The sequence below is a fragment of the Roseisolibacter sp. H3M3-2 genome (genome assembly GCF_029211165.1).
In the GTDB taxonomy this organism is placed as follows: Bacteria; Gemmatimonadota; Gemmatimonadetes; order Gemmatimonadales; family Gemmatimonadaceae; genus Roseisolibacter.
Window position 1 is genome coordinate 14119 of sequence record NZ_JARGEK010000009.1, and the last position, 21081, is coordinate 35199.

Below are 21081 nucleotides of genomic sequence, written 5' to 3' on the forward strand. Positions count from 1 at the left end.
CAGAATGGACGGCGGGAGTCGCGACCGCGGGAGTCTACACGGCGGGAGTCGTGACCGCGCACTGCGCCGTTGCGAGTCCCGTGGTGTCGACTCCCGCCGTGACGACTCCCGCCTTCATGGATCGTCGATGGGCACGCGCTGCACGACGACCCCCTCCCGGTCCAACACGAAGTCGAGCGGCTCTCCCAGCGGCCCCACCGCCGCGCGCAGCGCGTCCTCGCGCCCGTCGGCCGACAGCAGCAGCACGCAGCCGCCCCCCGACGCGCCCAGCGCCTTGGCGCCCAGCGCGCCGGCGCGCGCCCCCGCCGCCACGATGGCGTCGATGCGCGGCGTCGTGATCGACGGGTGCAGCGCGCGCTGGTGCGTCCAGTGCTCGTCGAGCTGCGCGCCCAGCGCGTCCACGTCGCCGGCGGCCAGCGCGTCGGCCATGCCGGCGGCCAGCGCGCGCATGCGGGCGAGCGCGCGCACCACCCGCGGTTCGCGCGCGCGGTACGCGTCGAGCACCGCGGTGATCGTGTCGCCCGAGATGCGCGACTCCCCCGTGTACACCACCAGCAGCCGCCGCTCCAGCGCCGACGCCGTGGCGTCGGCGAGCGCGATCGGGTGCGCGGCCGCCGGCCGCCCGCCCGCCGCCGCGCCGAAGTCGAGGCGCAGCGCGCCGCCGTACGCCGCGGCGTAGTGGTCCTGGCGCCCGCCCGCGATCCCGGCGTCCTCCACCTCGACCGCGCGGCTCCACTCGGCGAGCGCGTCGCGCGTGGCGGCGTCGGGGGCGCCGGCCGGCAGCGCCCCCTTCCAGGCCGCGACCGCCGCCGCCAGCGCCACCCCGGCGGCCGACGACCCGCCGAGCCCCGCGCCCACCGGGAAGTCGCTGGCGAGGTCGGCGCGCGCGACCGTGCCGAGCCCCGCGCGCACCAGCGCGGCGTCGGCCAGCCGCGCGTCCGACGCCCGCCCGGTCGGCGCCCGCTCGGTCGGCGCCGAGGCAGCGTCGGCGGCGCGCAGCCGCACCGTCGCGCGGCGCGCGATGGCGAGGTTGCAGACGGTCCCGCCCTCCTCGTCGCAGTACGGCGGGACGTCCGTCCACCCGCCGCCGAAGTCGAGTCGGGCGGGGGCGCGGGCGACGAGCACAGGGGGCTTGGCGGGGGCGGACATGCGCGCAACATGCACCAGCGCCGCGCGGCCGTCACGGGCGTCCCCGCGGGCCCCGGGCGCCCCGCCGCGCGGGCCGTTGGGGGCACGCGCATTGCCTTTTGTTCGGGCGATGTCCCAATCGATCGAAGGCCCCCTCGACGGTCGCACGCTCATCCTGGTGTCCAACCGGGAGCCGTACGAGCACGTGCACGGCGAGGACGGGGTGCAGCTGCGCCGGCCCCCGGGCGGACTCGTCTCGGCGCTCGACCCGACGCTGCAGCGGACGCACGGCACCTGGGTGGCCTGGGGCTCCGGCACCGCCGACCGCGAGACCGCCGACGCCGACGGCCGCCTCCAGGTGCCGCCCGAGTCGCCGGCGTACACGCTCCGCCGCGTCTGGCTCGACGACGCCGACGTCGAGGGCTTCTACCTCGGCTTCGCCAACAGCGCGCTGTGGCCGCTCTGCCACCTGCTGCTGCAGCACTACGAGTACCGCGCCGAGCACTGGGAGCGCTACCACGCGGTCAACGCGCGCTTCGCCGAGGCCGCGGCCGAGGAGGTCGCGCGCGCGCCGGGCGAGCCGGTGGTGTGGATCCAGGACTACCACTTCGCCGTCGCCCCGTCGCTGCTGCGGCGGCGCCTCGCGGCCCGCGGGGAGCGCGCGTTCATCCACCAGTTCTGGCACATCCCCTTCCCGCCGCCCGACATCCTCCGCCTGCTGCCGACCGACGTGCAGCAGTCGGTGCTGCGCGGGCTGCTCGGCAACGACCTGCTCGAGTTCCACACCGACCGCCACGCCATGAACTTCATGGACTGCGTGGCGGCCGTGCTCCCCGACGCCGAGGTGCGGCGCGAGCACCGGCGCATCCGCGTCGACGGGCGCGCCGTGCGCGTCGGCACCTTCCCGATCAGCATCGACGTCGAGCGCTTCGAGGGGCTGGCGCTGCACCCGGACGCCGAGCGCCGCGCCGCCGAGCTGCGCGCGCAGTACGCCTCCGACAGCTGCGCGCTCGGCGTCAGCGTCGACCGCATCGACTACACGAAGGGGATCCCCGAGCGGCTGCGCGCGCTCGACCTGCTGTGGCAGGAGGCGCCCGAGCTGCGCGGCTGCCTGACCTTCCTGTTCGTCGCCACGCCGTCGCGCAGCGAGATCGCCGCCTACAAGGCGCTCGAGGACGAGGTCACGGCGTCGGTCGACGCGATCAACGCGCGCTGGGGGACGCCCGACTGGACGCCGATCGTGCTGCTGCGCCAGAACACGGGCGCCGAGGAGCTGGCGGCGATCTACCGTGCGGGCGACCTGTGCCTCGTGTCGTCGCTGCAGGACGGGATGAACCTGGTGGCCAAGGAGTTCGTCGCCTGCAACGTCGACGAGCAGGGCGTGCTCGTGCTGAGCCGCCTCACCGGTGCCGCCGAGGAGATCGAGGGCGCGGTGCTGGTCAACCCGTTCAACGTGGACGGCATGGTGCAGGGGCTGCGCGAGGCGATCCGCATGCCGATGGCGGAGCGGCAGGAGCGCATGCACGCGATGCGCGAGCGCCTGCGCCGCGCCACCATCTTCGACTGGCTGGCGGCGATCCTGGCGCGCGTCGACCAGCTCGCCCCCGACCCGGCCAACCCGGCCGGCCCGTCGGCGTCGTCCCGGCCGCCGACGCGCGGTGAGCGCGCCGCTCGCCGACGACGCGCTCGCGCCCCTCGCGCAGGCGTCGCCGCTGCTCGCCCTGTTCGACATCGACGGCACGCTCGCCCCGCTGGCGCCGCGCCCCGAGCTCGCCGAGGTCCCCGACGCCACGCGGCGCGCGCTCGCCGACCTCGCCGCGCGCCCGGGCGTGCGCGTCGGGCTGGTGACGGGCCGCGCGGCGCACGACGGCGCGCGCATGGTGCCGGCGGCGGGGCTCTGGGTGATCGGCAACCACGGCGTCGAGACGTGGGACGCCGACGGCACGCGCCGCGTCGCCGAGGCGCTGGTGGCCGCGGCGGCGGCGGTGGCGCGCGAGGCGGCGGCGCTCGCGTCTCCGGTCGCCGCGGTGCCCGGCGCGCTGCTCGAGGACAAGCGGTGGGGACTCTCCGTCCACACGCGCCTCGCGCCCGACGACGCGGTGCCGGCGCTCGCCGACGCGGTGCGCGACGTCGCCGCGCGCGAGGGGCTGCGCGTACACGACGGGAAGCGGATCCTCGAGCTGCGCCCCGACGCGGAGCTCGACAAGGGGACGGCCGTCCTCGCGCTCGCCGCGCGCCTGGGCGCGCTCGCCCCCGCGGGCGCGGTGCTGTTCGCCGGCGACGACCGCACCGACGAGGACGCGTTCCGCCGGCTCCGGGCCGCCGGCGCCCGCGCGGTCACGATACGCGTGGGGGAGGCCGACGTGCCGACCGAAGCCGACTGGCACGTCGCCTCCCCCGTGGAGGTGGCCGCCCTGATCGGGCGGCTGGTGGAACTGCGCGGACCGGTCGCCGAGCGCGCGGAGCGCTAGCGCTTCTTCGGCGCGGCCTTCTTGGCCGGCGTCTTGGCGGGCGCCGCCTTCGCCGGAGCCTTGGCGGCCGGCTTGGAGGCGGCCTTCGCCGGCGCCTTGGCCGGCGGCGCCTTCACGCTCCCGGCCTTGGTCGCGGTCTTGGCGGGGACCTTGGCGGCCGGCGCCGCCTTCGCGGGGGCCTTGGCCGGCGCCTTGGCGGCGGGCTTCGCCGGCGCGGCGGCGGTCTTGGCCGGCGCCTTGGCGACGGGCGCGGCCTTGGCCGGCTCCTTCGCCGGCTCCTTCGCCGCGGCCTTCGCGGGCTCCTTCGCCTTCGTCGCGGGCTTCGCCGGCGCGTCCGCCCTGGGCGCCTCCGCCCTCACGGGCTCGCTCTTCGGCGTCTCGACCGTCGCGGCCTCGGGCTTGGCCGCCCTGGCGGGCTCCGCCCTGGGCGCCTTCACCGCGGGGGCCGCCTTCGCCGGCGCCGGCTTCGAGTCGGCGGGTTCCGCGCTCGCCGCCACCGGCGCCGGCGTCTCGACCGGCGCGGGCGTCGGGGCGGGGGCCGGCGCGGGCTCGGGCTTGGGCGGGATCCCCTGGCCGGGGACGTACCCGGCGGCCACGCGGTGGCCGTACGCCTCCTCCGCCTCCCGGATCAGCTTCTCGGCTTCGTCCTGCGCCATCTGCCCGCGGCGCACCATGAACTGCACCACGTCGCGCGCCGTCTCGACGACGAAGCCGCCGATCCCCGCCGCGGCGTGGACCAGGTCGCGCATCGCCCCCGACATCTTGCTGCCGGCTTCCAGGCTGATCTGGTGGGCACGGGCCGCGAGCTCCGCCGCCGTGTCCCGCGGGTCCGCCCCGCGGTGCCCGAGGCCGCGCTTGGGCGGCGGCGGGGTGGACGGCGCGTCAGCCTTCGGCGTCTCTTCCGTGCTCTGCACCTGTTCCGCCATGATTCGCTGCTCCGGGGAGGGGCCGCGCACCCCTGATGGAGGGAGTGGGTCGGGCCGGAAGGGCGCGCGGCGCTCCGGCGGCACCTGCTGACGACGCGGGTAAGTATATGATTTTGCAGGGCCTACGCAAGTTCGGCCGGGCCCGGCAGCCGTGGCGCGCTCGCGACACGCCCGGCAATCTACCGAACAGTTCAACGGCAGAATAGAGGCAGCATGCTCCTCTCCGGCGTCCGCGTCCTCGACCTCACCCGCGTCCTCGCCGGCCCACTCTGCACCATGCTCCTCGGCGACCTCGGCGCCGACGTCCTGAAGGTCGAGCGGCCGGGCGAGGGAGACGAGACGCGTGGCTGGGGCCCCCCGTTCGACGAGCGCGGCGAGAGCGCCTACTATCTCAGCATCAACCGCAACAAGCTCGGGCTCGCCGCCGACCTCGACGCCGCGGGCGACGTCGCGCTCCTCCGCGCCCTCGCCGCCGACGCCGACGTGGTGGTGGAGAACTTCCGCCGCGGCGCCCTCGCCCGGCGCGGGCTCGACCCGGCGGTGCTCCTCGCCGAGAACCCCCGACTCGTCTGGTGCACCATCTCGGGCTTCGGCCCCGACAGCGACCGCCCGGGCTACGACTTCGTCCTCCAGGCGGAGCAGGGGTGGATGGCCGTGAACGGCGCCCCCGACGGCGAGCCCGTGAAGGCCCCCGTCGCCGTGGTCGACGTCCTCACCGGGAAGGACGCCGCGATCGCGATCCTCGGGGCGCTGGTCGGACGGTCGGGCCCGCGGGCGCCGCTGCCGGCCGCCGAGCGGCACGTGCGCGTCTCGCTGGCGGCGAGCGCGGTCGCCGGGCTGGTGAACGTCGCCCAGAACGTCCTCGTGAGTGGGCGCGACGCGCGGCGGTGGGGGAACGCCCACGCCAACCTCTCACCCTACCAGCTGCTCGACGCCGCTGACCGGCCGCTGGTGGTCGCGGTCGGCAACGACGCGCAGTGGCGCGCCTGCGCCGCGGCGCTCGACCTCCCCGAGCTGGCCGCCGACCCCCGCTTCGCCACCAACCCCGCCCGACTCGCCAACCGCGACGCGCTGGTCGCGCTGCTGTCCGGTCGGCTGCGCACCCGACCGGCCGCCGAGTGGCGGGCGCGGCTCGACGCGGCCGGCGTCCCGGCGGGGGAGGTGCGGTCGGTGGCCGAGGCGCTGCGCGACGTGGACGCGTCGCCGCTGATCGGGGTGGCGCCGAGCGTCCCGGGGCGGGTCCGGCGCCCCCCGCCGCGCCTCGACGAGCACGGGGCGCTGGTCCGCGCGCTCGGCTGGGGCGCCTTCGGGCGGGTCGCGCCGCTCCCCTGAGCCGGCGTCCTCGGCCGCACGCCGAGCCGCCCCGAACGGGGGCCGAAGCGCGCGCTGAGACCTCCGCGTTACGCGCCTCGGCGGCCCGTCGTCTTGACCGCGTGACCACTGCGGTCGGACCCGTGCTGCCGGGGCTATCCGGTGCGCCGCTCGGAAGTTATGCTCGTACCGTGCACACTACGGTACAGGGCACGACGACCGATCCGGCGGACGCGGATCAGCAGATCATCGCGAGCGTCCTAGCGGGCGACCGCGATGCGTTCGCCGTCCTCATCCAGCGTTACAGCGACCCGCTGTACCGCCACGCGTTGGGGATGACCGGGAGTCCGGACGTCGCGGAGGACATTCTCCAACAGTCGTTCATCAAGGCGTACTCGCATCTCGCCGAGGTGCGCGGGCGGTTCGACGCCTGGCTGTTCCGGATCGTGGCGAACGGGTGCAAGGATTGGCTGAAGAACATCCGCCGCACCCACGTCAGCTACGAAGAGGACGACCAGCCGTCCAACTACGCGACCCCCGACGAGGACCTCGACCGCTCTGAGCTTCGGCGCGATCTCGACCATGCTTTAGGTCGACTCGCCCCGTCCCTCCGGGAGGCGTTCGTGATGAAGCACGTCGAGGGGCGGTCGTACGAGGAGATGGCAGACCTGCTGGGGACCACCGTTGGAGCCCTGAAGATGCGCGTGCATCGAGCACGCGAGGCGCTCCAGGCCTTGCTCGAGGAGAAATACGCCTGATGGACAACCTGAATCCCGACGGCGGTCGTGGCCGGGCGCGCTCTCCCGAGCCGTCGCCCAATCACCACCCGGAGTCGCTGGCCGACCGCGAGGTCGCGCTCAACGGCGACGGGCACCCGGCCCTGGCCGTGCAGCAGTGGCTCGACGGTGAGGTCAGCGAGGCCGCGGCGCGCCGTGCCAACGGCCGCGACGTGGAGCTGTGGTCGCGGATCACCGAGGAGACCGAGCGCCGCCGCCGCATGGTGACGCCGTCGCCGGTGGTCGAGCGCCTCATGGCCGCGATCCCCGCCACCCGCCCCGCCGCGCCGCAGTCGTGGTGGCAGCGCCCGGCGCCCTTCAACACCGCCCTCGCCGTCGTCGGCGGCACGGTGCTGCTGGCCGCGGGCGCCGCGCTCGGCCTGATGCTGCGCTGACCGACGTCGTCCGACCGATCGACGCGAAGGGCCGGCTCCTCGTGAGGAGCCGGCCCTTCGCGCGTCCCGCCGGTCGCCCGGCGGTCAGATGTGGATCGCGCGGCCGAGCGTGGCGAGCGCCGCTTCCTTGACCGCCTCGGACAGCGTCGGGTGCGAGTGCACCGTGATGCCGACGTCCTCGGACGACGCGCGGTACTCGAAGCCCAGCACGACCTCCTGGATGAGGTCCGAGACGTTGGCGCCGAACATGTGGCACCCGAGCAGCTCGTCGGTCTCGGCGTCGGCGATGAACTTCACGAGGCCGGTCGTCTCCCCCATCGTGCGCGCGCGCCCGTTGGCGCTGAAGGGGAACTTCCCGACCTTGTACTTCCGCCCCTCGGCCTTCACCTCGTGCTCGGCGAGGCCCACGGTCGCCACCTCGGGCCAGGTGTAGACGATGGAGGGCATCGAGCGGTAGTGCATCTCGACCGGCTTGCCGGCGATCACCTCCGCCGCCACCACGCCCTCCTCCTCGGCCTTGTGGGCGAGCAGCTTGCCGCCGACCACGTCGCCGATGGCGAACACGTTCGGCAGGTTGGTGCGCATCTGGTGGTCGACCTGCACCTCGCCGCGCTTGCCGACCGCGAGGCCGAGCGCCGCGGCGTCGACGCCGTGCAGCGCGGGGCGCCGCCCGACCGAGACGAGCACGTACTCCGCCTCGAGCGTCTCGCTCTGCCCGTCCTTCTCGACCGTGACCTTCACGACGTCGCCCTCGCGCCCGCCGCCGGTCACGCGCACGCCGGTCTTGAGCACGAGCCCCTGCTTCGTGAAGGTGCGCGTCGCCTCCTTCACGATGTCCTCGTCGTTCCCCGGCAGGATCGTCGGCGCCAGCTCGACCACCGTCACCTGCGCGCCGAGGCGGCGCCAGACGGAGCCGAGCTCGAGCCCGATCACGCCGCCGCCGATGACGATCAGGCGCTTCGGCACCTCGGGGATCTTCAGCGCGCCGACGTTCGACAGCACGCGCTCCTCGTCGAACTTGAGGAACGGCAGCTCGATCGGCACCGAGCCGGTGGCGAGGATGACGTGCTTCGGGGCGAAGCGCGTGACCGCGCCGTCCTCCGCCGTCACCTCGACGACGTTCCCCTGCGCGCCGGCCTGCGCGAGCGTGCCGCGCCCCTTCGCCCAGGTGACCTTGTTCTTCTTGAACAGGAACTCGACGCCCTTGGTGTTCTGCGCGACGACGTCGTCCTTGCGCTTGAGCATCGTCGGCAGGTCGAAGCCGACGCCGTCGTAGCGGACGCCGTGCTCCTGCGCGTGCAGGCGGGCGAACTCGTAGTGCTCCGACGACTGCAGCAGCGCCTTCGACGGGATGCACCCGACGTTGACGCAGGTGCCGCCGAGCGTCTTGTCCATCTCGACGCAGACGACCTGCAGGCCGAGCTGCGCGGCGCGGATCGCGGCGACGTAGCCGCCCGGGCCGCCGCCGAGGACGAGGACGTCGGGGGCGGGGGTGTTGGTGTCGGCCATCAGGCGATCAGCATCGAGGCCGGGTCTTCCATCAGCTCCTTGACCCGGACGAGGAAGAGGACGGCCTGCTGCCCGTCGATCAGGCGGTGGTCGTAGGAGAGCGCGACGTACATCATCGGGCGGATGACGACCTGCCCGTCGACCGCGACCGGCCGGTCCTGCACCTTGTGCAGCCCGAGGATGCCGACCTGCGGGTAGTTGATGATCGGCGTCGAGACGAGCGAGCCGAAGACGCCGCCGTTGGTGATCGTGAAGGTGCCGCCGGTGAGGTCGTCCATCGTCAGCTTGCCGTCGCGCGCGCGCTTGGCGACGGCGACGATGTCGCGGCTGATCTCGAGGACGCCCTTGCGGTCGGCGTCCTTGATGTTCGGCACCACGAGCCCGGCGTCGCTGGCGACGGCGATGCCCATGTTCACGTAGTGGTGCTGGACGATGCTGTCGCCGTCGATCTTGCCGTTGACGAGCGGGTACTGCTGGAGCGCGGCGACGGCGGCCTTCACGAAGAACGGCATGAAGGAGAGGCGCACCCCGTGCTCCTTCTCGACGCGCTCGCGCACGCGCTCGCGGAGCTGCGTGACGGCGGTCATGTCGATCTCGTTGAACGTCGTCAGGTGCGCGGTCTGGTGCTGCGACGCGAGCAGGTTCTCGGCGATGCGCTTGCGGCGCGTCGTCATCTTCTCGCGGCTCTCGCGCGGGCCGGTCCCGTTGGCGGGCGCCGGACGCGGCGCGGCCGCCGGGCGGGCGCCCTGCGCGGCGGCCTGCACCACGTCCGGCTTGCTCACCACGCCGCCGCGCCCCGTCCCGGCCACGCCGGCGAGGTCCACGCCCGACTCGGTGGCCAGGCGGCGCGCGGCCGGCGAGGCCTTCACGTCGGCGCCGGCACCCGCGGGCTGGGCCGCCGGCTGGGCGGCGGGCTCCTGGGCGGCCGCCGGCGCGGCGGCCGCGGGCCCGAGCGCCGGGGCGCCCGCGGGGGCCGCCGTCTCGTCGATCTCGGCCAGCTGCTCGTCGACCGCGACCACGTCGCCCTCGTTGCGGAGGCGCTTGGTCAGCACCCCCGAGGCGAGCGCGGGGACCTCGACGGTGATCTTGTCCGTCTCGAGCTCCACGAGCGTCTCGCCCGCCGTCACCGCCTCGCCCTCGCGCTTCACCCAGCGCGAGATCGTCGCCTCGACGATCGACTCGCCGAGGGGCGGCACCTTGATCGCGACCATGACCGATCCGAATGAGCAGGGAATGGGGCCGACCCGGGCTGGGCGGCAGAAAGTGCCCGGAATATAAACCGCCGGATACGGCGGGAACGGGTACGGCGGGAACGGGTGGGGCGGGAACGGAGACGGCGTCGGTCCCCACCTACGTAGTATTCGCTCCCGCCTCACCCGCTCCCGCTCCACCCGCTCCCGCCCCACCCGATCGATGCGCGCGCTCACGCTTCCGAGTCACGGCGATCTCGACCAGCTGGTCTACCGCACCGACCTCCCGGTGCCCGAGCTGCGCGACCCGCGCGACGTCCGGGTGCGGATCGAGGCGGCGGCGCTGAACCACCTGGACCTGTACGTGATCGGCGGGCTGCCGGGGATCACCGTCGGCCCCGACTTCGTCACCGGCTCCGACGGCGCCGGCGTGGTCGAGGCGGTGGGGAGCGAGGTGACGCACGTGCGGCCGGGGGACCGCGTCGCGATCCACCCGGCGACGAGCTGCCGCGCGTGCGAGTACTGCCTCGACGGGGAGCAGCCGCTCTGCCCGCGCTACCAGATCTTCGGCGAGCACCGCCCGGGCTTCCTCGCCGAGTACGTCGTGCTCCCGGGGCGCAACGTGCACGCGATCCCCGACGACGTCACGGCGGAGCAGGCGGCGGCGTTCTCGCTGGCGACGCTCACGGCGTGGCGGATGGTCGTCACCCGCGCCCGCGTGCGTCCCGGCGACCAGGTGCTGATCTGGGGGATCGGCGGGGGCGTCGCGCTGGCGGCGCTGCAGATCGCCAAGCGGATCGGGGCCACCGTGTGGGTGACCAGCGGGAGCGACGAGAAGCTGGCGCGCGCGCGGGCGCTGGGCGCCGACCACGTGCTCAACCACGCCACCGCCGACGTCCCGCGCACGATCCGCGAGGCGACGGGCAAGCGCGGAGTCGACGTGGTGGTCGACAGCGTCGGCGAGGCGACCTGGCAGCGGTCGCTGCTCACGCTCGGCCGGCGCGGGCGGCTGGTCACGTGCGGGGGGACGTCGGGGGCGATGCTGCAGACCGACGTGCGCCGCCTCTTCTGGAACCAGTGGTCGCTCCTCGGCTCGACGATGGGGACCGACGCCGAGTACGAGGCGATCGTCGGCGAGCTGCGCGCCGGGCGCCTGCTCCCCGTGATCGACTCGGTGACGCCGCTGGCCGAGGCGCGGGCGGCGTACGAGCGGCTGCGCAGCGGCGCCCAGTTCGGGAAGGTGGTGATCCGTGTCGGCGACGCCTGAGCCCCCGGACGGCCGCGAGACCCCATACACGCCCGAGGAGCAGCAGGCGCTGCGCGCCGCCGTCGCCGGGGGGCGCCCGCCCGTCTGCCCGCGCGACGGCGCCACGCTCACCCGCCGCCCGATCGGCGGCGGCTCGTTCGGCCTCGGCTACGCGCGCCGGCGCGAGTGGCTGATCTGCCCGAACTGCCGGCGGAGCGCGCTGTTCGACGTGCGGAGGGGGACGAGGAACTGAAGCGTCGAGCGTCGAGCGGGTTGTTCGCACGGGACGTCTCCCCGAGGCATGGGACGCGTCGTCGCGACACGGCCCGAGCGCCGGGCGCCGGGCGCCGAGCAGACGTGTTCTCGGCGCTCGGCGCCCGGCGCTCGGGCGGGTCCGCAGAGGCGGCGGCCTCCGCGAGACGACGCCCGCCCGCCGAGGAGCGCCCGCGACGCTCGACGCTCGACGCTCACCGCTCGACGCTCCGGCGGCGGAAGCGTCCTGTGCCGCCTAGATTCCCGCCCCATGGAACCCCAGCCCCTGGACTTCGTCGCCCGCCTGCAGGAGAGCTTCGCCCAGCTCGGCCTGTTCGTCCCCTCGCTCCTGGGCTCCCTGGTCATCCTGTTCGCCGGCTACCTGCTGGCGAAGCTGGTCGAGAAGGGGACGAACCGGCTGCTGCGGCGGGTGCGGCTGAACGAGATGCTGGAGCGCGGCGGCGTGCTGCACGCGGTCGAGCGCTCAGGGACGCACCTCAACCCGGCGCGGGTGATCGCGAACCTGCTGTTCTGGTTCGTGATGTTCGCGGTGATGCTGATCGCCGCCAACGCGCTCGGCTTCCAATCGCTGGCGAACGTCTTCTCGGAGCTGGTCAGCTACATCCCGAGCGTGATCGCGGCGATCGTGATCATCATCGTCGGGATCGTGCTGGGCGGGTTCGTGGGCGGGCTGATCATGGCCTCGGCGGGCGGGCTGCACGGGGGGCCGACGCTGGCGCGGGTGGGGCGGTGGGGGGTGATCATCCTGGCCGTCTTCATGGCGCTGCAGGAGCTGGGGATCGCGACCGACATCGTGACCACGGCGTTCGCGATCCTGTTCGGGGCGATCGCGCTCGCGGTGGCCCTGTCGTTCGGGCTCGGGAACCGCGACCTGGCGGGGGAGATCACGCGCGAGTGGTACGAGCGGTACCGGGCCGAGAAGGCCGCGATCGCGCGGGAGGCGGCCGAGGAGGAGGCCGCCGAGGAGGCGGAGGACCGGGGCGCCTGAGGGGTCCCGCGGGGCCTCCCGCCGGGGCCGCCGGGGCGGCCTCGTAAGTGGTTGTCGGAGCGATGGTTAGGCCGGGACCTTCGGGTTGCGTTCAGCCCCCGGATCCGGTACATTACGGGATTGCCGCCGGCCCCTCATGGAGGCCGCGGGTCGTCCCCCATCGCAGGTAGCTCATGACCGCTCCGAACAACCGCGAACGCATCCTGCCGCGTCTGATCGACGAGGAGATCAAGGAGTCGTTCATCAACTACTCGATGAGCGTCATCGTGTCGCGCGCGCTGCCGGACGTGCGCGACGGGCTGAAGCCCGTGCAGCGCCGCGTGCTGTACGCGATGAACGAGATCGGGCTCACGCCGGGCCGGCCGTACAAGAAGTCGGCGACGGTGGTGGGGGACGTGCTGGGCAAGTACCACCCGCACGGCGACCAGTCGGTGTACGACGCGCTCGTGCGCATGGTGCAGGACTTCTCGCTGCGCTACCCGCTGGTGGACGGGCAGGGGAACTTCGGCTCGGTGGACGGCGACCCGGCGGCGGCGTACCGGTACACGGAGTCGCGCCTGACGCGGGTGGCGACCGAGATGCTGGGCGACATCGACAAGAACACGGTCGACTTCGCGCCCAACTTCGACGACCGGCTGCAGGAGCCGACGGTGCTGCCGGCGGCGCTCCCGAACCTGATGGTGAACGGGAGCTCGGGGATCGCGGTCGGCATGGCGACGAACATCCCGCCGCACAACCTGCGTGAGGTGGCGGCGGCGCTGGTGGCGCTGATCGACGACCCGACGCTCGAGCCGGCGGCGATCCGGAAGTACATCAAGGGGCCGGACTTCCCGACCGGCGCCTACATCTACGGGCGCCAGGGGATCCAGGACTACATCGAGAACGGCCGCGGCCGCGTGGTGATGCGCGCCCGCGCGGTGATCGAGGAGAAGGAGTCCTCGAACAAGTCGCAGATCGTGGTGACGGAGCTGCCGTACCAGGTGAACAAGGCGCGCCTGGTCGAGCAGATCGCCGAGCTGCACCGCGAGCAGAAGGTCGAGGGGATCAGCGCGCTCCGCGACGAGTCGGACCGCGAGGGGATGCGCATCGTCATCGAGCTGAAGCGCGACGCGATCCCGCGCGTGGTGCTGAACCAGCTGTACAAGCACTCGACGATGCAGTCGACGTTCGGCGTCATCATGCTGGCCCTGGTGCCCGACGCGGCGACCGGGCGGCTGGTGCCGAAGGTGATGCCGGTGCGCGACGTCCTGCTGCACTACATCACGCACCGGCACGAGGTCATCGTCCGGCGGACGCAGTTCGACCTCGACAAGGCGCTCGAGCGCGAGCACATCCTCGAGGGGCTCAAGATCGCCGTCGACAACATCGACGAGGTGATCAAGATCATCCGCGGGGCGTCGGACACGCCGGCGGCGAGCGGGCAGCTGCAGCGGCGGTTCAAGCTGAGCGAGCGGCAGGCGGAGGCGATCCTCAACATGCGCCTCGCCAAGCTCACCGGCCTGGAGATCGAGAAGCTGGAGGAGGAGCTGCGCGAGGTGCGGGCGACGATCGCCGACCTGCGCGAGATCCTCAACAGCCGGCCGCGCCGGATGCAGATCATGAAGGACGAGCTGGCGGAGGTGGTCGCCAAGTACGGCGACGAGCGCCGCAGCGAGATCACGTCCGACGAGGGCGAGTTCACGATCGAGGACCTGATCGCCGAGGAGGACATGGTCGTGACCATCTCCCACTCGGGGTACATCAAGCGCACGCCGGTGACGACCTACCGCAAGCAGCGGCGGGGCGGGCGCGGGCTGTCCGGGCAGGACCTCAAGGACACCGACTTCATCGAGCGGCTCTTCATCGCGAGCACGCACGACTACATCGTGATCTTCACGGACGACGGCCGGTGCTTCTGGCTGAAGGTCCACGAGATCCCGCAGGCGGGGCGGGCCACCCGCGGCAAGCCGATCGTCAACCTGATCAACGTGTCGCCCGACACGAAGATCCGGTCGATGGTGCCGGTGCGCGAGTTCCGCGAGGACCAGTACCTCCTGTTCTGCACCCGCGACGGCACGGTCAAGAAGACGCAGCTGAGCGAGTACGGGAACGTCCGCACCACGGGGATCAAGGCGATCAAGATCGAGAAGGGCGACGCCCTGATCGACGTCCAGATCACCAGCGGCTCCAACGACATCGTGCTCGCCACCAAGCACGGGCTGTCGATCCGCTTCCCCGAGTCCGACGTGCGCGACATGGGGCGCGACACGACGGGCGTGAAGGGCGTGACGCTGCGCCCCGAGGACCAGGTGGTGTCGATGGTCGTCGTGCGCCGCGCCGACGCGACGCTGCTGGTCGTCACGTCGCACGGGATGGGCAAGGTCACCGACCTCGGCGAGTACCGCGTGCAGGGGCGCGGCGGCAAGGGGATCATCACCGTCAACCGCACCGAGCGGACGGGGAACGTCGTGGCCGTCATGGAGGTCGTGGGCGACGACGAGATCATGCTCATCACCAAGAACGGCGTGATCATCCGCTCGTCGGTCGGCGAGGTGCGCAACACGGGGCGCAACGCGCAGGGCGTGAAGCTGGTGAACCTGGACGCGAAGGACTCGCTCTGCGCCGTCGCCCGCGTGGTGTCGGAGAAGGACGAGAGCGGCCAGGGGCTCGACGCCGAGGACGGCGCGTCGGAGAACGGCGCCGACAACGGCGCCGACAACGGCGAGGCCCCCGGGGCCGACGACGCCGCGGAGTGAGGCGACCCGCCTGACGCCGTCCGCCGCCCGCGCGTCGGGCGGCCGAGCGCAGGACCCGACGGCCCCCCGGCGACTCGCCGGGGGGCCGTCGCGCGTGCGACGCCTGCGAGTCGCGCGGCGTGGCCGCGGCACGCGGTCGGCGTTGCACGCGGACATCGGGCGACGTGCACGTGGCGCGGCGGTACGGGCGGTGCATGGGCGGGGGGCGCGCGTGGCCGGTCACGCCCTGCGCTGCTACATTCGCGGGATGCACCTGCGGCGGGCTCGGCGGTAACGGCCCCCCGGGCCCGTCCCCCCGCCGTCACGCCCCCATGGGATCCGCCGTCGCCACCCCGCTGGTCACGCTCGAGACGCTGCGCGCCGCCGCCGCCGTGCTGCGCGGCGTCGCCGTGCGCACCCCGCTGCTGCCGGCCGACGACCTGCTCCCGGGCGGCCCGGGGCGCGTCTGGGTGAAGCCGGAGATGCTGCAGCGGGGCGGCGCGTTCAAGCTGCGCGGCGCCTACACCTTCCTGGCCGAGCTGCCCGCGGAGGTGCGCGCGCGCGGCGTCGTCGCGCCCTCGTCGGGGAACCACGCGCAGGCGGTGGCGCTGGCGGCGCGGCTGTTCGGCGTCCCGGCGACGGTCGTCATGCCGACCACGGTGACGCCGGCGAAGCGCGCCGGCGCCGAGCGGCTGGGGGCGCGCCTGGAGCTGGCGGGGACGTCGACCGCCGACCGGATGGACCGGGCGCTCGAGATCGTGCGCGAGACGGGGGCGGTGCTGGTCCCGCCGTACGACCACCCGACGATCATCGCCGGGCAGGGGACGGCGGGGCTGGAGCTGGTCGACGACCTGCCGTCGGTGCGCCTCGTCCTCGTGCCGGTGGGCGGGGGCGGGCTGAGCGCCGGCGTCGCGACGGCGGTGAAGCTGCTCTCGCCGGCGACGCGCGTGGTGGGGGTCGAGCCGGCCGGGGCGCCGAAGCTGACGCGCGCCCGCGCCGAGGGGCGCCCGGTGCACCTCGGGAAGACGTCGGGGCTCGCCGACGGGCTGCTGGCGGTCGAGGTGGGGACGCACCCGTTCGCGCACCACCAGGCGTACGTCGACGAGGTCGTGACGGTGGAGGACGCGGCGCTCCCGCCGGCGATGCGCGCGCTGCTCGACCGGATGAAGCTGGTCGCCGAGCCGAGCGGCGCGATCACGGTCGCGGCGCTGCGCGAGGGGCTGGTCGCGCCGGCCGCCGACGGCGACACCGTGTGCGTGCTGAGCGGGGGCAACATCGAGTGGGCGGGGCTGCGCGAGGTGATGGGCGGGGCGGGGGGCTGATCGACGCCGCATGCCGGGATCCGCGACCATGAGCGCCCGCATCCTGATCGCCGACGACGACCCCGCGGTCGTCGAGAGCGTGTCGTGGGTGCTGGAGGAGCACGGCTACGCGGTGACGGCGGTCCCGGGCGCGGCGGCGCTGCTGGAGCTGGTGGGGAGCGGCGAGGAGCGCCCGCCCGACCTGCTGCTGCTCGACATCTTCATGCCCGACGGCGACGGGGTGCAGCTGCTGGAGCGGATCAAGCGCGACCCGCGGTGGCGCGACGTCCCGGTGCTGATGCTGTCGTCGGCGCCGGTGGAGGAGGCGACGGTGCGCACGCTGGGGCTCGGGGCCGCCGACTACGTGCGCAAGCCGTTCCGCGTGAAGGAGCTGGTGGCGCGCATCCAGGCGCAGCTGCGCGTGGGGGCGGTGCTCCGGCAGCAGCGCGACACGCTGCGCCGCACGCAGGAGGAGCTGGAGCGCGCCCGCGCCGACGCCGAGAACCGCCGCAAGCTCGTCGACATCCTGCACGAGGTGACCGGCGACCTGGCGGCGGACGAGGTCTACAACATCCTCGCGCGGCGGGTGGCGCGCGCGCTGAGCGTGTCGCACTGCGCGGTGATCCTGGCGGCGCCGGGGCGCGACGACGCGGTGGTGGCGACGGCGTTCGAGAACGCCAAGCTGCAGAAGCGCCCGATCTCGGTCGGCGACTACCCCGAGGTGCGCGAGGCGCTGGAGCACGACCGGCCGGTGCTGATCGAGGAGCTGTCGGCGTCGCCGCTGTACGGGCTGCGCCCGGCGATGGGGCTCGACGGCACGGAGGTGCCGGTGCGCAGCGCGATGGCGCTCCCGTTCACCGTCGACTCGGCGCAGCGCGGCGTGTTCCTGCTGCGCCGCACGCGGGAGCAGCCGCCGCTGACGCCCGAGGACGTGGAGTTCGCCGAGGCGGTGATCGGCGCCGCGGTGGCGGTGATGCAGCGCGCGCAGGTGATCGAGACGACGCGCGCCGACAACGCGCGCCTGGAGCAGCTGGCGACGCGCGACCCGCTGACGCAGCTGCTCAACCGCCGCGCGCTGACCGAGCGGCTGACGACCGAGATGGAGCGCGCGCTGCGCTACGACCACTCGGTGGCGCTGCTGCTGATCGACCTCGACCACTTCAAGCGCGTGAACGACACGCACGGGCACCTGGTGGGCGACGCGGTGCTGCGCGACGTGTCGGAGCTGCTGCTCGGCGTGGCGCGGAGCGTGGACGTGGTCGGACGCTACGGCGGCGAGGAGTTCCTGGTGGTGCTCCCCGAGACCGACGACGACGGCGCGGCGGCGTTCGCCGAGCGGATCCGCGAGCGCGTCGAGGCGCACGCCTTCCGGCCGTGGGACGAGGACCGCGAGCTGCGGATGACGGCCAGCATCGGGGTGGCCAGCTTCCCGGCGGCGCGGATCGAGAGCGTCGAGGACCTGTTCGCGCGGGCGGACGCGGCGCTGTACCGGGCGAAGGCGGACGGGCGGAACCGGGTGCGACTCTGATCCTGCGACCTGCGACCTCGTAGCGGCCGTGAGGTCGCAGGTCGCAGGGTTCACATCCCGATCGTTCGCAGCTCCACCATCAGACACCGGTCCTGCACGACGTCGATCCCCTCGCGGGCCAGCCGCTCGGCGGTCTCGGCGTGGCGGATGCCGCTCTGGAGCCAGACGGCGCCGGGGCGGGCGGCGAGGATGTCGTCGAGGTGCGCGGGGACGTCGGCGGGGCGCCGGAAGACGTTGACGAGGTCGATGTGGCCCGGGACGTCGGCGAGGCGGCGGTAGACCGGGGCGCCCAGCATCTCGGTCAGCTCCGGGTAGTAGACCGGCACCGGCACGACCTCGAGCCCCACCTGCTGCGCGTACTGGGGGACGAAGTAGGCGGGCTGCATCGTCTCGCGCGGCTTGATGCCGAGCACGGCGACCCGCTGGACGCGGCGCAGCAGGGCCGCGATCTGGGCGGGGGACTCGAGCAGGTGGGCGCGCCAGTCGCGCGGCTGGCCCGGCTGGTCGGGGCGGAGGGCGGCAGACATGCCGCCCCGCCATGCGAAGACCGTGCGCGGTGAGCGGGGGGCGGGGGGTGGGAGGCGCCGTTAAGTTGGGGGCGCCGGACCCAACCTGATCAGGAGACCTCATCGATGCGGATGCTCGTGCTCGGTGCGGGGCTGCAAGGCTCCGCCTGCGCCTACGACCTGCTGCAGAACCCCGACGTGCAGGAGGTGCGGCTCGCCGACCTGCACGTGTCCAGCCTCCCCGCCTTCCTCGCGCCGCACTCGGGCCCTCGGCTGATCCCGACGCCGCTCGACGTGCGCGACCGGGAGGCGGTGCTGGCGCTGATGCGCGGCGCCGACGCGGTGGCGTGCGCGCTGCCGTACTACTTCAACCTCGACATGACGCGCCTGGCCATCGAGGCCGGCGCGCACTTCTGCGACCTCGGGGGGAACACCGAGATCGTCTTCCAGCAGAAGGCGCTGGAGCCCGACGCCGCGGCGAAGGGGGTGAGCGTGGTCCCCGACTGCGGGCTGGCGCCGGGGATGGTGAACATCCTCGCGCAGCACGGCATCGACCAGCTCGACGAGGTGTCGGCGGTGCGGATGTTCGTGGGCGGGCTGCCGCAGCACCCCGAGCCGCCGCTGAACTACCAGATCGTGTACTCGCTGGAGGGGGCGCTCGACTACTACACGACGCTGTCGTGGGTGCTGCGCGACGGGAAGCGCACGCAGGTGGTGCCGCTCTCCGAGCTCGAGCCGGTCGAGTTCTCGGCGCCGCTGGGGACGCTGGAGGCGTTCCACACGGCGGGCGGGCTGTCGACGATGCCGTTCCGGTACGAGGGGAGGATCCCCACGATGGAGTACAAGACGCTCCGCTACCCGGGGCACGCGCACATCATGGCGGCGATCCGCGAGCTGGGGCTCCTCGACCTGCAGCCGATCGAGGTGAAGGGGCACCGCGTGGTGCCGCGCGACGCCTTCGTGTCGGCGGTGACGCCCAAGCTCAGGAAGCCGGGCGGGCACGACGTGGTCGCGCTGCGCGTGATCGCCGAGGGGACGCGCGGCGGGCGGCCGGCGCGCGTGGGGTGGGAGGTGCTCGACCGCTACGACGCCGCGCGCGGCATGAGCGCGATGATGCGCACGACGGGCTTCTCGCTCTCGATCACCGCGCAGCTGCAGGCGGCGGGGGCGGTGGCGCCGGGGAAGGTGTGCACGCCGGACGAGTGCATGCCGGCGGCGCGCTACGTGGACGAGCTGCGGAAGCGCGACATCGTCGTGCGCGAGCTGCACTGAAGCGGGCTGCGGGCTGCGGACTGCGGGTTCCGAATCCGCTGCCCGCAGCCCGCAGTCCGCGGTGCCTCCGGCTCACCGCTGCTGCTGGGCGACGGCGGCGCGCACGGGGGGCGCGGGCTCGCGCGAGAAGCCGGCGAGCGTGGCGCCCATCGCGTCGATCGTGGCGCGCGCGTTCCACCGGTCGCGCCCGTTGAACACGAACGAGAAGGCGAGCACCTCGCCGTTCTCCGCGGTGACGTAGCCGCCGAGCGAGATGACGTCGTTGGTCGTCCCGGTCTTGGCGTGCAGGTTCCCCTGGGCCGGGGTGCCGCGCATGCGGCCGCGCAGCGTCTCGCTCTCGCCGGCGACGGGGAGCGAGGCGTGGAAGACCGACCCCCAGGGCGCGCGGTGCGCGAAGGCGAGGAGCTGCACCATCGAGCGGGCGGTGACGCGGTCGAGCGTCGAGAGCCCGCTGCCGTCGGTCACCTGCACGGCGCCCGACGCGACCTGCGCGTGGTCGGCGAGGAAGCGCTGGAGCATCGTGTTGGCGGCCGCGGCGGAGCCCTCGCCCTGCCGCTCGCGCCCGCGCACCGCGTTGCGGAGGATGAGCTCCGCGAAGTGGTTGATGCTCTCGCGGTTCATGACCGCCACGAGGTCGGCCAGCGGCGGCGAGTCGAGCGCGGCCACCGGCTCGGCGCCGTCGGGGGCGCGGCCGACGCGCACCTGCCCGTCCACCGCGACGCCGCGCGCCGCCAGCGCCGCGTGCAGCGCGCCGGCGGTGAACGTCACGGGGTCCTGCACGACGAGCTGGAGGCGGCGCACCGGCGCCGCGCGGCCGATCCACCCGCGGGCCACGACGTGGCCGTCGGCGGCGCGGTGGACGCGCACTCCCTGGCCGCGTCCGGGGCGCGTCGTCACCGAGCTCTCGACGCGGATCGCGGTGGTCGCGGGCTCCAGCAGCACGCGCCCGTCGGGGTGCACGGCGACGACGACGATGTTCTCGTTGATCGACAGCGCGGAGAACGGGGCGGAGTAGCCGGAGCCGAGGTTGCGGGCGGGCCAGCCGTCGGGGATGACGCGCGCCTCGAACGCCGACGCGTCGGCGACCAGGTCGCCGGTCACGCGCCGCACGCCGGCGGCGGCGACCTTCTCGGCGAGCGCCAGCACCGGGGCGGCGTAGTCGTTCCCCGGCTGGAAGCGGCGCGAGAAGGCGGGGTCGCCGTCGCCGCGCAGCACGAGGTTGCCCTTCACGGTACCGTCGGCGCCGAGTGGGCCGTCGCGGAGGACCTGGGTGTGGAAGCGCCAGTCCGGGCCGAGGCGGTCGAGGGCCAGGGCGGCCGTGTACATCTTCATCGTGGACGCCGGGACGACCGGGGCGTCGGCGTCGCGGGCGAAGAGCGTGTCGCCGCGGCTGAGGGAGACGACGATCGCGCCCCACTGGCCGTCCTCGCGGCGCGAGAGGATCGCGCCGAGGTCGGCGGCGAGCGCCGGGGCGCCGCGGGGGGTCGTCCAGCGCGGCGCGGGGACCGCGGGCGCGGCGGCGGCGCGGCGGGCGGTTCCGCGGCGGG

General features: G+C 74.1%; 18 protein-coding genes. 11 read left to right on the forward strand and 7 right to left on the reverse strand.

Annotated features, from left to right (window positions below; genetic code table 11):
• Positions 1–114: 114 nt before the first annotated feature.
• Together PYV61_RS01865 and PYV61_RS01870 are read right to left on the reverse strand one after the other, a co-directional pair.
• Positions 115–1149, reverse strand: a complete 1035-nt coding sequence (locus PYV61_RS01865) for a hypothetical protein (RefSeq protein WP_275827712.1) — start codon at positions 1147–1149, stop codon at positions 115–117.
• Positions 1150–1180: 31 nt separating this feature from the next.
• Positions 1181–2653 carry a hypothetical protein gene (locus tag PYV61_RS01870; RefSeq protein ID WP_275827714.1) on the reverse strand — a complete coding sequence of 491 codons (1473 nt, stop codon included), beginning with the start codon at positions 2651–2653 and terminating at the stop codon, positions 1181–1183.
• A gap of 133 nt (positions 2654–2786) precedes the next feature.
• On the opposite strand from PYV61_RS01870, the gene otsB reads away from it, so the two are divergent.
• Entirely contained in the window at positions 2787–3599 is an 813-nt protein-coding gene (gene otsB / locus PYV61_RS01875) for a trehalose-phosphatase (RefSeq protein ID WP_275827716.1), read from the forward strand.
• Here the strand turns inward: otsB and PYV61_RS01880 are convergent.
• On the reverse strand, positions 3596–4525 hold the full coding sequence (locus tag PYV61_RS01880) for a hypothetical protein (RefSeq protein WP_275827718.1): 930 nt from the start codon (positions 4523–4525) through the stop codon (positions 3596–3598). The two genes, otsB and PYV61_RS01880, sit on opposite strands and share 4 nt — an antisense overlap.
• A 213-nt stretch (positions 4526–4738) precedes the next feature.
• Between PYV61_RS01880 and PYV61_RS01885 the strand changes: the two genes are divergently transcribed.
• The 3 genes from PYV61_RS01885 (at position 4739) to PYV61_RS01895 (ending at position 7007) form a co-directional block, all read left to right on the forward strand.
• Positions 4739–5857 carry a CoA transferase gene (locus PYV61_RS01885; protein ID WP_275827720.1) on the forward strand — a complete coding sequence of 373 codons (1119 nt, stop codon included), beginning with the start codon at positions 4739–4741 and terminating at the stop codon, positions 5855–5857.
• A gap of 101 nt (positions 5858–5958) precedes the next feature.
• Complete coding sequence (locus tag PYV61_RS01890) at positions 5959–6594, forward strand: RNA polymerase sigma factor (RefSeq protein WP_275827722.1); 636 nt, start codon at positions 5959–5961, stop codon at positions 6592–6594.
• Positions 6594–7007 carry a hypothetical protein gene (locus tag PYV61_RS01895; protein ID WP_275827724.1) on the forward strand — a complete coding sequence of 138 codons (414 nt, stop codon included), beginning with the start codon at positions 6594–6596 and terminating at the stop codon, positions 7005–7007. The genes PYV61_RS01890 and PYV61_RS01895 overlap by 1 nt, the downstream gene beginning before the upstream one ends.
• A gap of 84 nt (positions 7008–7091) precedes the next feature.
• Here the strand turns inward: PYV61_RS01895 and lpdA are convergent, their stop codons facing one another.
• Complete coding sequence (gene lpdA, locus PYV61_RS01900; protein ID WP_275827726.1) at positions 7092–8516, reverse strand: dihydrolipoyl dehydrogenase; 1425 nt, start codon at positions 8514–8516, stop codon at positions 7092–7094.
• Entirely contained in the window at positions 8516–9727 is a 1212-nt protein-coding gene (odhB, locus tag PYV61_RS01905) for a 2-oxoglutarate dehydrogenase complex dihydrolipoyllysine-residue succinyltransferase (RefSeq protein WP_275827728.1), read from the reverse strand. The genes lpdA and odhB overlap by 1 nt, the downstream gene beginning before the upstream one ends.
• Before the next feature lie 202 nt (positions 9728–9929).
• Between odhB and PYV61_RS01910 the strand changes: the two genes are divergently transcribed.
• From PYV61_RS01910 to PYV61_RS01935, 6 genes are all read left to right on the forward strand, one after another.
• The gene (locus PYV61_RS01910) at positions 9930–10973 is read left to right on the forward strand and encodes a zinc-binding dehydrogenase (RefSeq protein ID WP_275827730.1); all 1044 of its coding nucleotides are present in this window, start codon (positions 9930–9932) and stop codon (positions 10971–10973) included.
• A complete protein-coding gene (locus PYV61_RS01915; RefSeq protein WP_275827732.1) occupies positions 10957–11205 on the forward strand; it encodes a hypothetical protein in 249 nt (82 codons plus the stop codon). The genes PYV61_RS01910 and PYV61_RS01915 overlap by 17 nt, the downstream gene beginning before the upstream one ends.
• 270 nt (positions 11206–11475) lie before the next feature.
• Positions 11476–12213 carry a mechanosensitive ion channel gene (locus tag PYV61_RS01920; protein ID WP_275827734.1) on the forward strand — a complete coding sequence of 246 codons (738 nt, stop codon included), beginning with the start codon at positions 11476–11478 and terminating at the stop codon, positions 12211–12213.
• Between the two features lie 173 nt (positions 12214–12386).
• Positions 12387–14948 (forward strand): DNA gyrase subunit A, encoded by a 2562-nt coding sequence (gyrA, locus tag PYV61_RS01925; protein ID WP_275827736.1) that lies wholly within the window; start codon positions 12387–12389, stop codon positions 14946–14948.
• 311 nt (positions 14949–15259) lie between these two features.
• Positions 15260–16249 carry a threonine/serine dehydratase gene (locus PYV61_RS01930; protein WP_275827738.1) on the forward strand — a complete coding sequence of 330 codons (990 nt, stop codon included), beginning with the start codon at positions 15260–15262 and terminating at the stop codon, positions 16247–16249.
• A gap of 28 nt (positions 16250–16277) precedes the next feature.
• Positions 16278–17756 (forward strand): diguanylate cyclase, encoded by a 1479-nt coding sequence (locus PYV61_RS01935; RefSeq protein ID WP_275827740.1) that lies wholly within the window; start codon positions 16278–16280, stop codon positions 17754–17756.
• 50 nt (positions 17757–17806) lie between these two features.
• Here PYV61_RS01935 and PYV61_RS01940 read toward each other — a convergent pair whose 3' ends face one another.
• Complete coding sequence (locus PYV61_RS01940) at positions 17807–18283, reverse strand: CoA-binding protein (protein ID WP_275827742.1); 477 nt, start codon at positions 18281–18283, stop codon at positions 17807–17809.
• A gap of 105 nt (positions 18284–18388) precedes the next feature.
• Between PYV61_RS01940 and PYV61_RS01945 the strand changes: the two genes are divergently transcribed.
• Positions 18389–19534, forward strand: a complete 1146-nt coding sequence (locus PYV61_RS01945; protein WP_275827744.1) for a saccharopine dehydrogenase C-terminal domain-containing protein — start codon at positions 18389–18391, stop codon at positions 19532–19534.
• A gap of 72 nt (positions 19535–19606) precedes the next feature.
• Here the strand turns inward: PYV61_RS01945 and dacB are convergent.
• Positions 19607–21081, reverse strand: a 1475-nt coding sequence (dacB, locus tag PYV61_RS01950) for a D-alanyl-D-alanine carboxypeptidase/D-alanyl-D-alanine-endopeptidase (RefSeq protein ID WP_275827747.1), incomplete at its 5' end; no start/stop codon positions are given.

Bases quoted from the DNA above. Each gene is read 5' to 3' on its own strand.
- PYV61_RS01880 (WP_275827718.1), bottom strand. From the start codon at position 4,525: ATGGCGGAACAGGTGCAGAGCACGGAAGAGACGCCGAAGGCTGACGCG.
- PYV61_RS01930 (WP_275827738.1), top strand. From the start codon at position 15,260: ATGGGATCCGCCGTCGCCACCCCGCTGGTCACGCTCGAGACGCTGCGC.
- odhB (WP_275827728.1), bottom strand. From the start codon at position 9,727: ATGGTCGCGATCAAGGTGCCGCCCCTCGGCGAGTCGATCGTCGAGGCG.
- PYV61_RS01945 (WP_275827744.1), top strand. From the start codon at position 18,389: ATGCGGATGCTCGTGCTCGGTGCGGGGCTGCAAGGCTCCGCCTGCGCC.
- PYV61_RS01885 (WP_275827720.1), top strand. From the start codon at position 4,739: ATGCTCCTCTCCGGCGTCCGCGTCCTCGACCTCACCCGCGTCCTCGCC.
- gyrA (WP_275827736.1), top strand. From the start codon at position 12,387: ATGACCGCTCCGAACAACCGCGAACGCATCCTGCCGCGTCTGATCGAC.
- PYV61_RS01865 (WP_275827712.1), bottom strand. From the start codon at position 1,149: ATGTCCGCCCCCGCCAAGCCCCCTGTGCTCGTCGCCCGCGCCCCCGCC.
- PYV61_RS01935 (WP_275827740.1), top strand. From the start codon at position 16,278: ATGAGCGCCCGCATCCTGATCGCCGACGACGACCCCGCGGTCGTCGAG.
- lpdA (WP_275827726.1), bottom strand. From the start codon at position 8,516: ATGGCCGACACCAACACCCCCGCCCCCGACGTCCTCGTCCTCGGCGGC.
- PYV61_RS01920 (WP_275827734.1), top strand. From the start codon at position 11,476: ATGGAACCCCAGCCCCTGGACTTCGTCGCCCGCCTGCAGGAGAGCTTC.
- PYV61_RS01895 (WP_275827724.1), top strand. From the start codon at position 6,594: ATGGACAACCTGAATCCCGACGGCGGTCGTGGCCGGGCGCGCTCTCCC.
- PYV61_RS01940 (WP_275827742.1), bottom strand. From the start codon at position 18,283: ATGTCTGCCGCCCTCCGCCCCGACCAGCCGGGCCAGCCGCGCGACTGG.
- PYV61_RS01910 (WP_275827730.1), top strand. From the start codon at position 9,930: ATGCGCGCGCTCACGCTTCCGAGTCACGGCGATCTCGACCAGCTGGTC.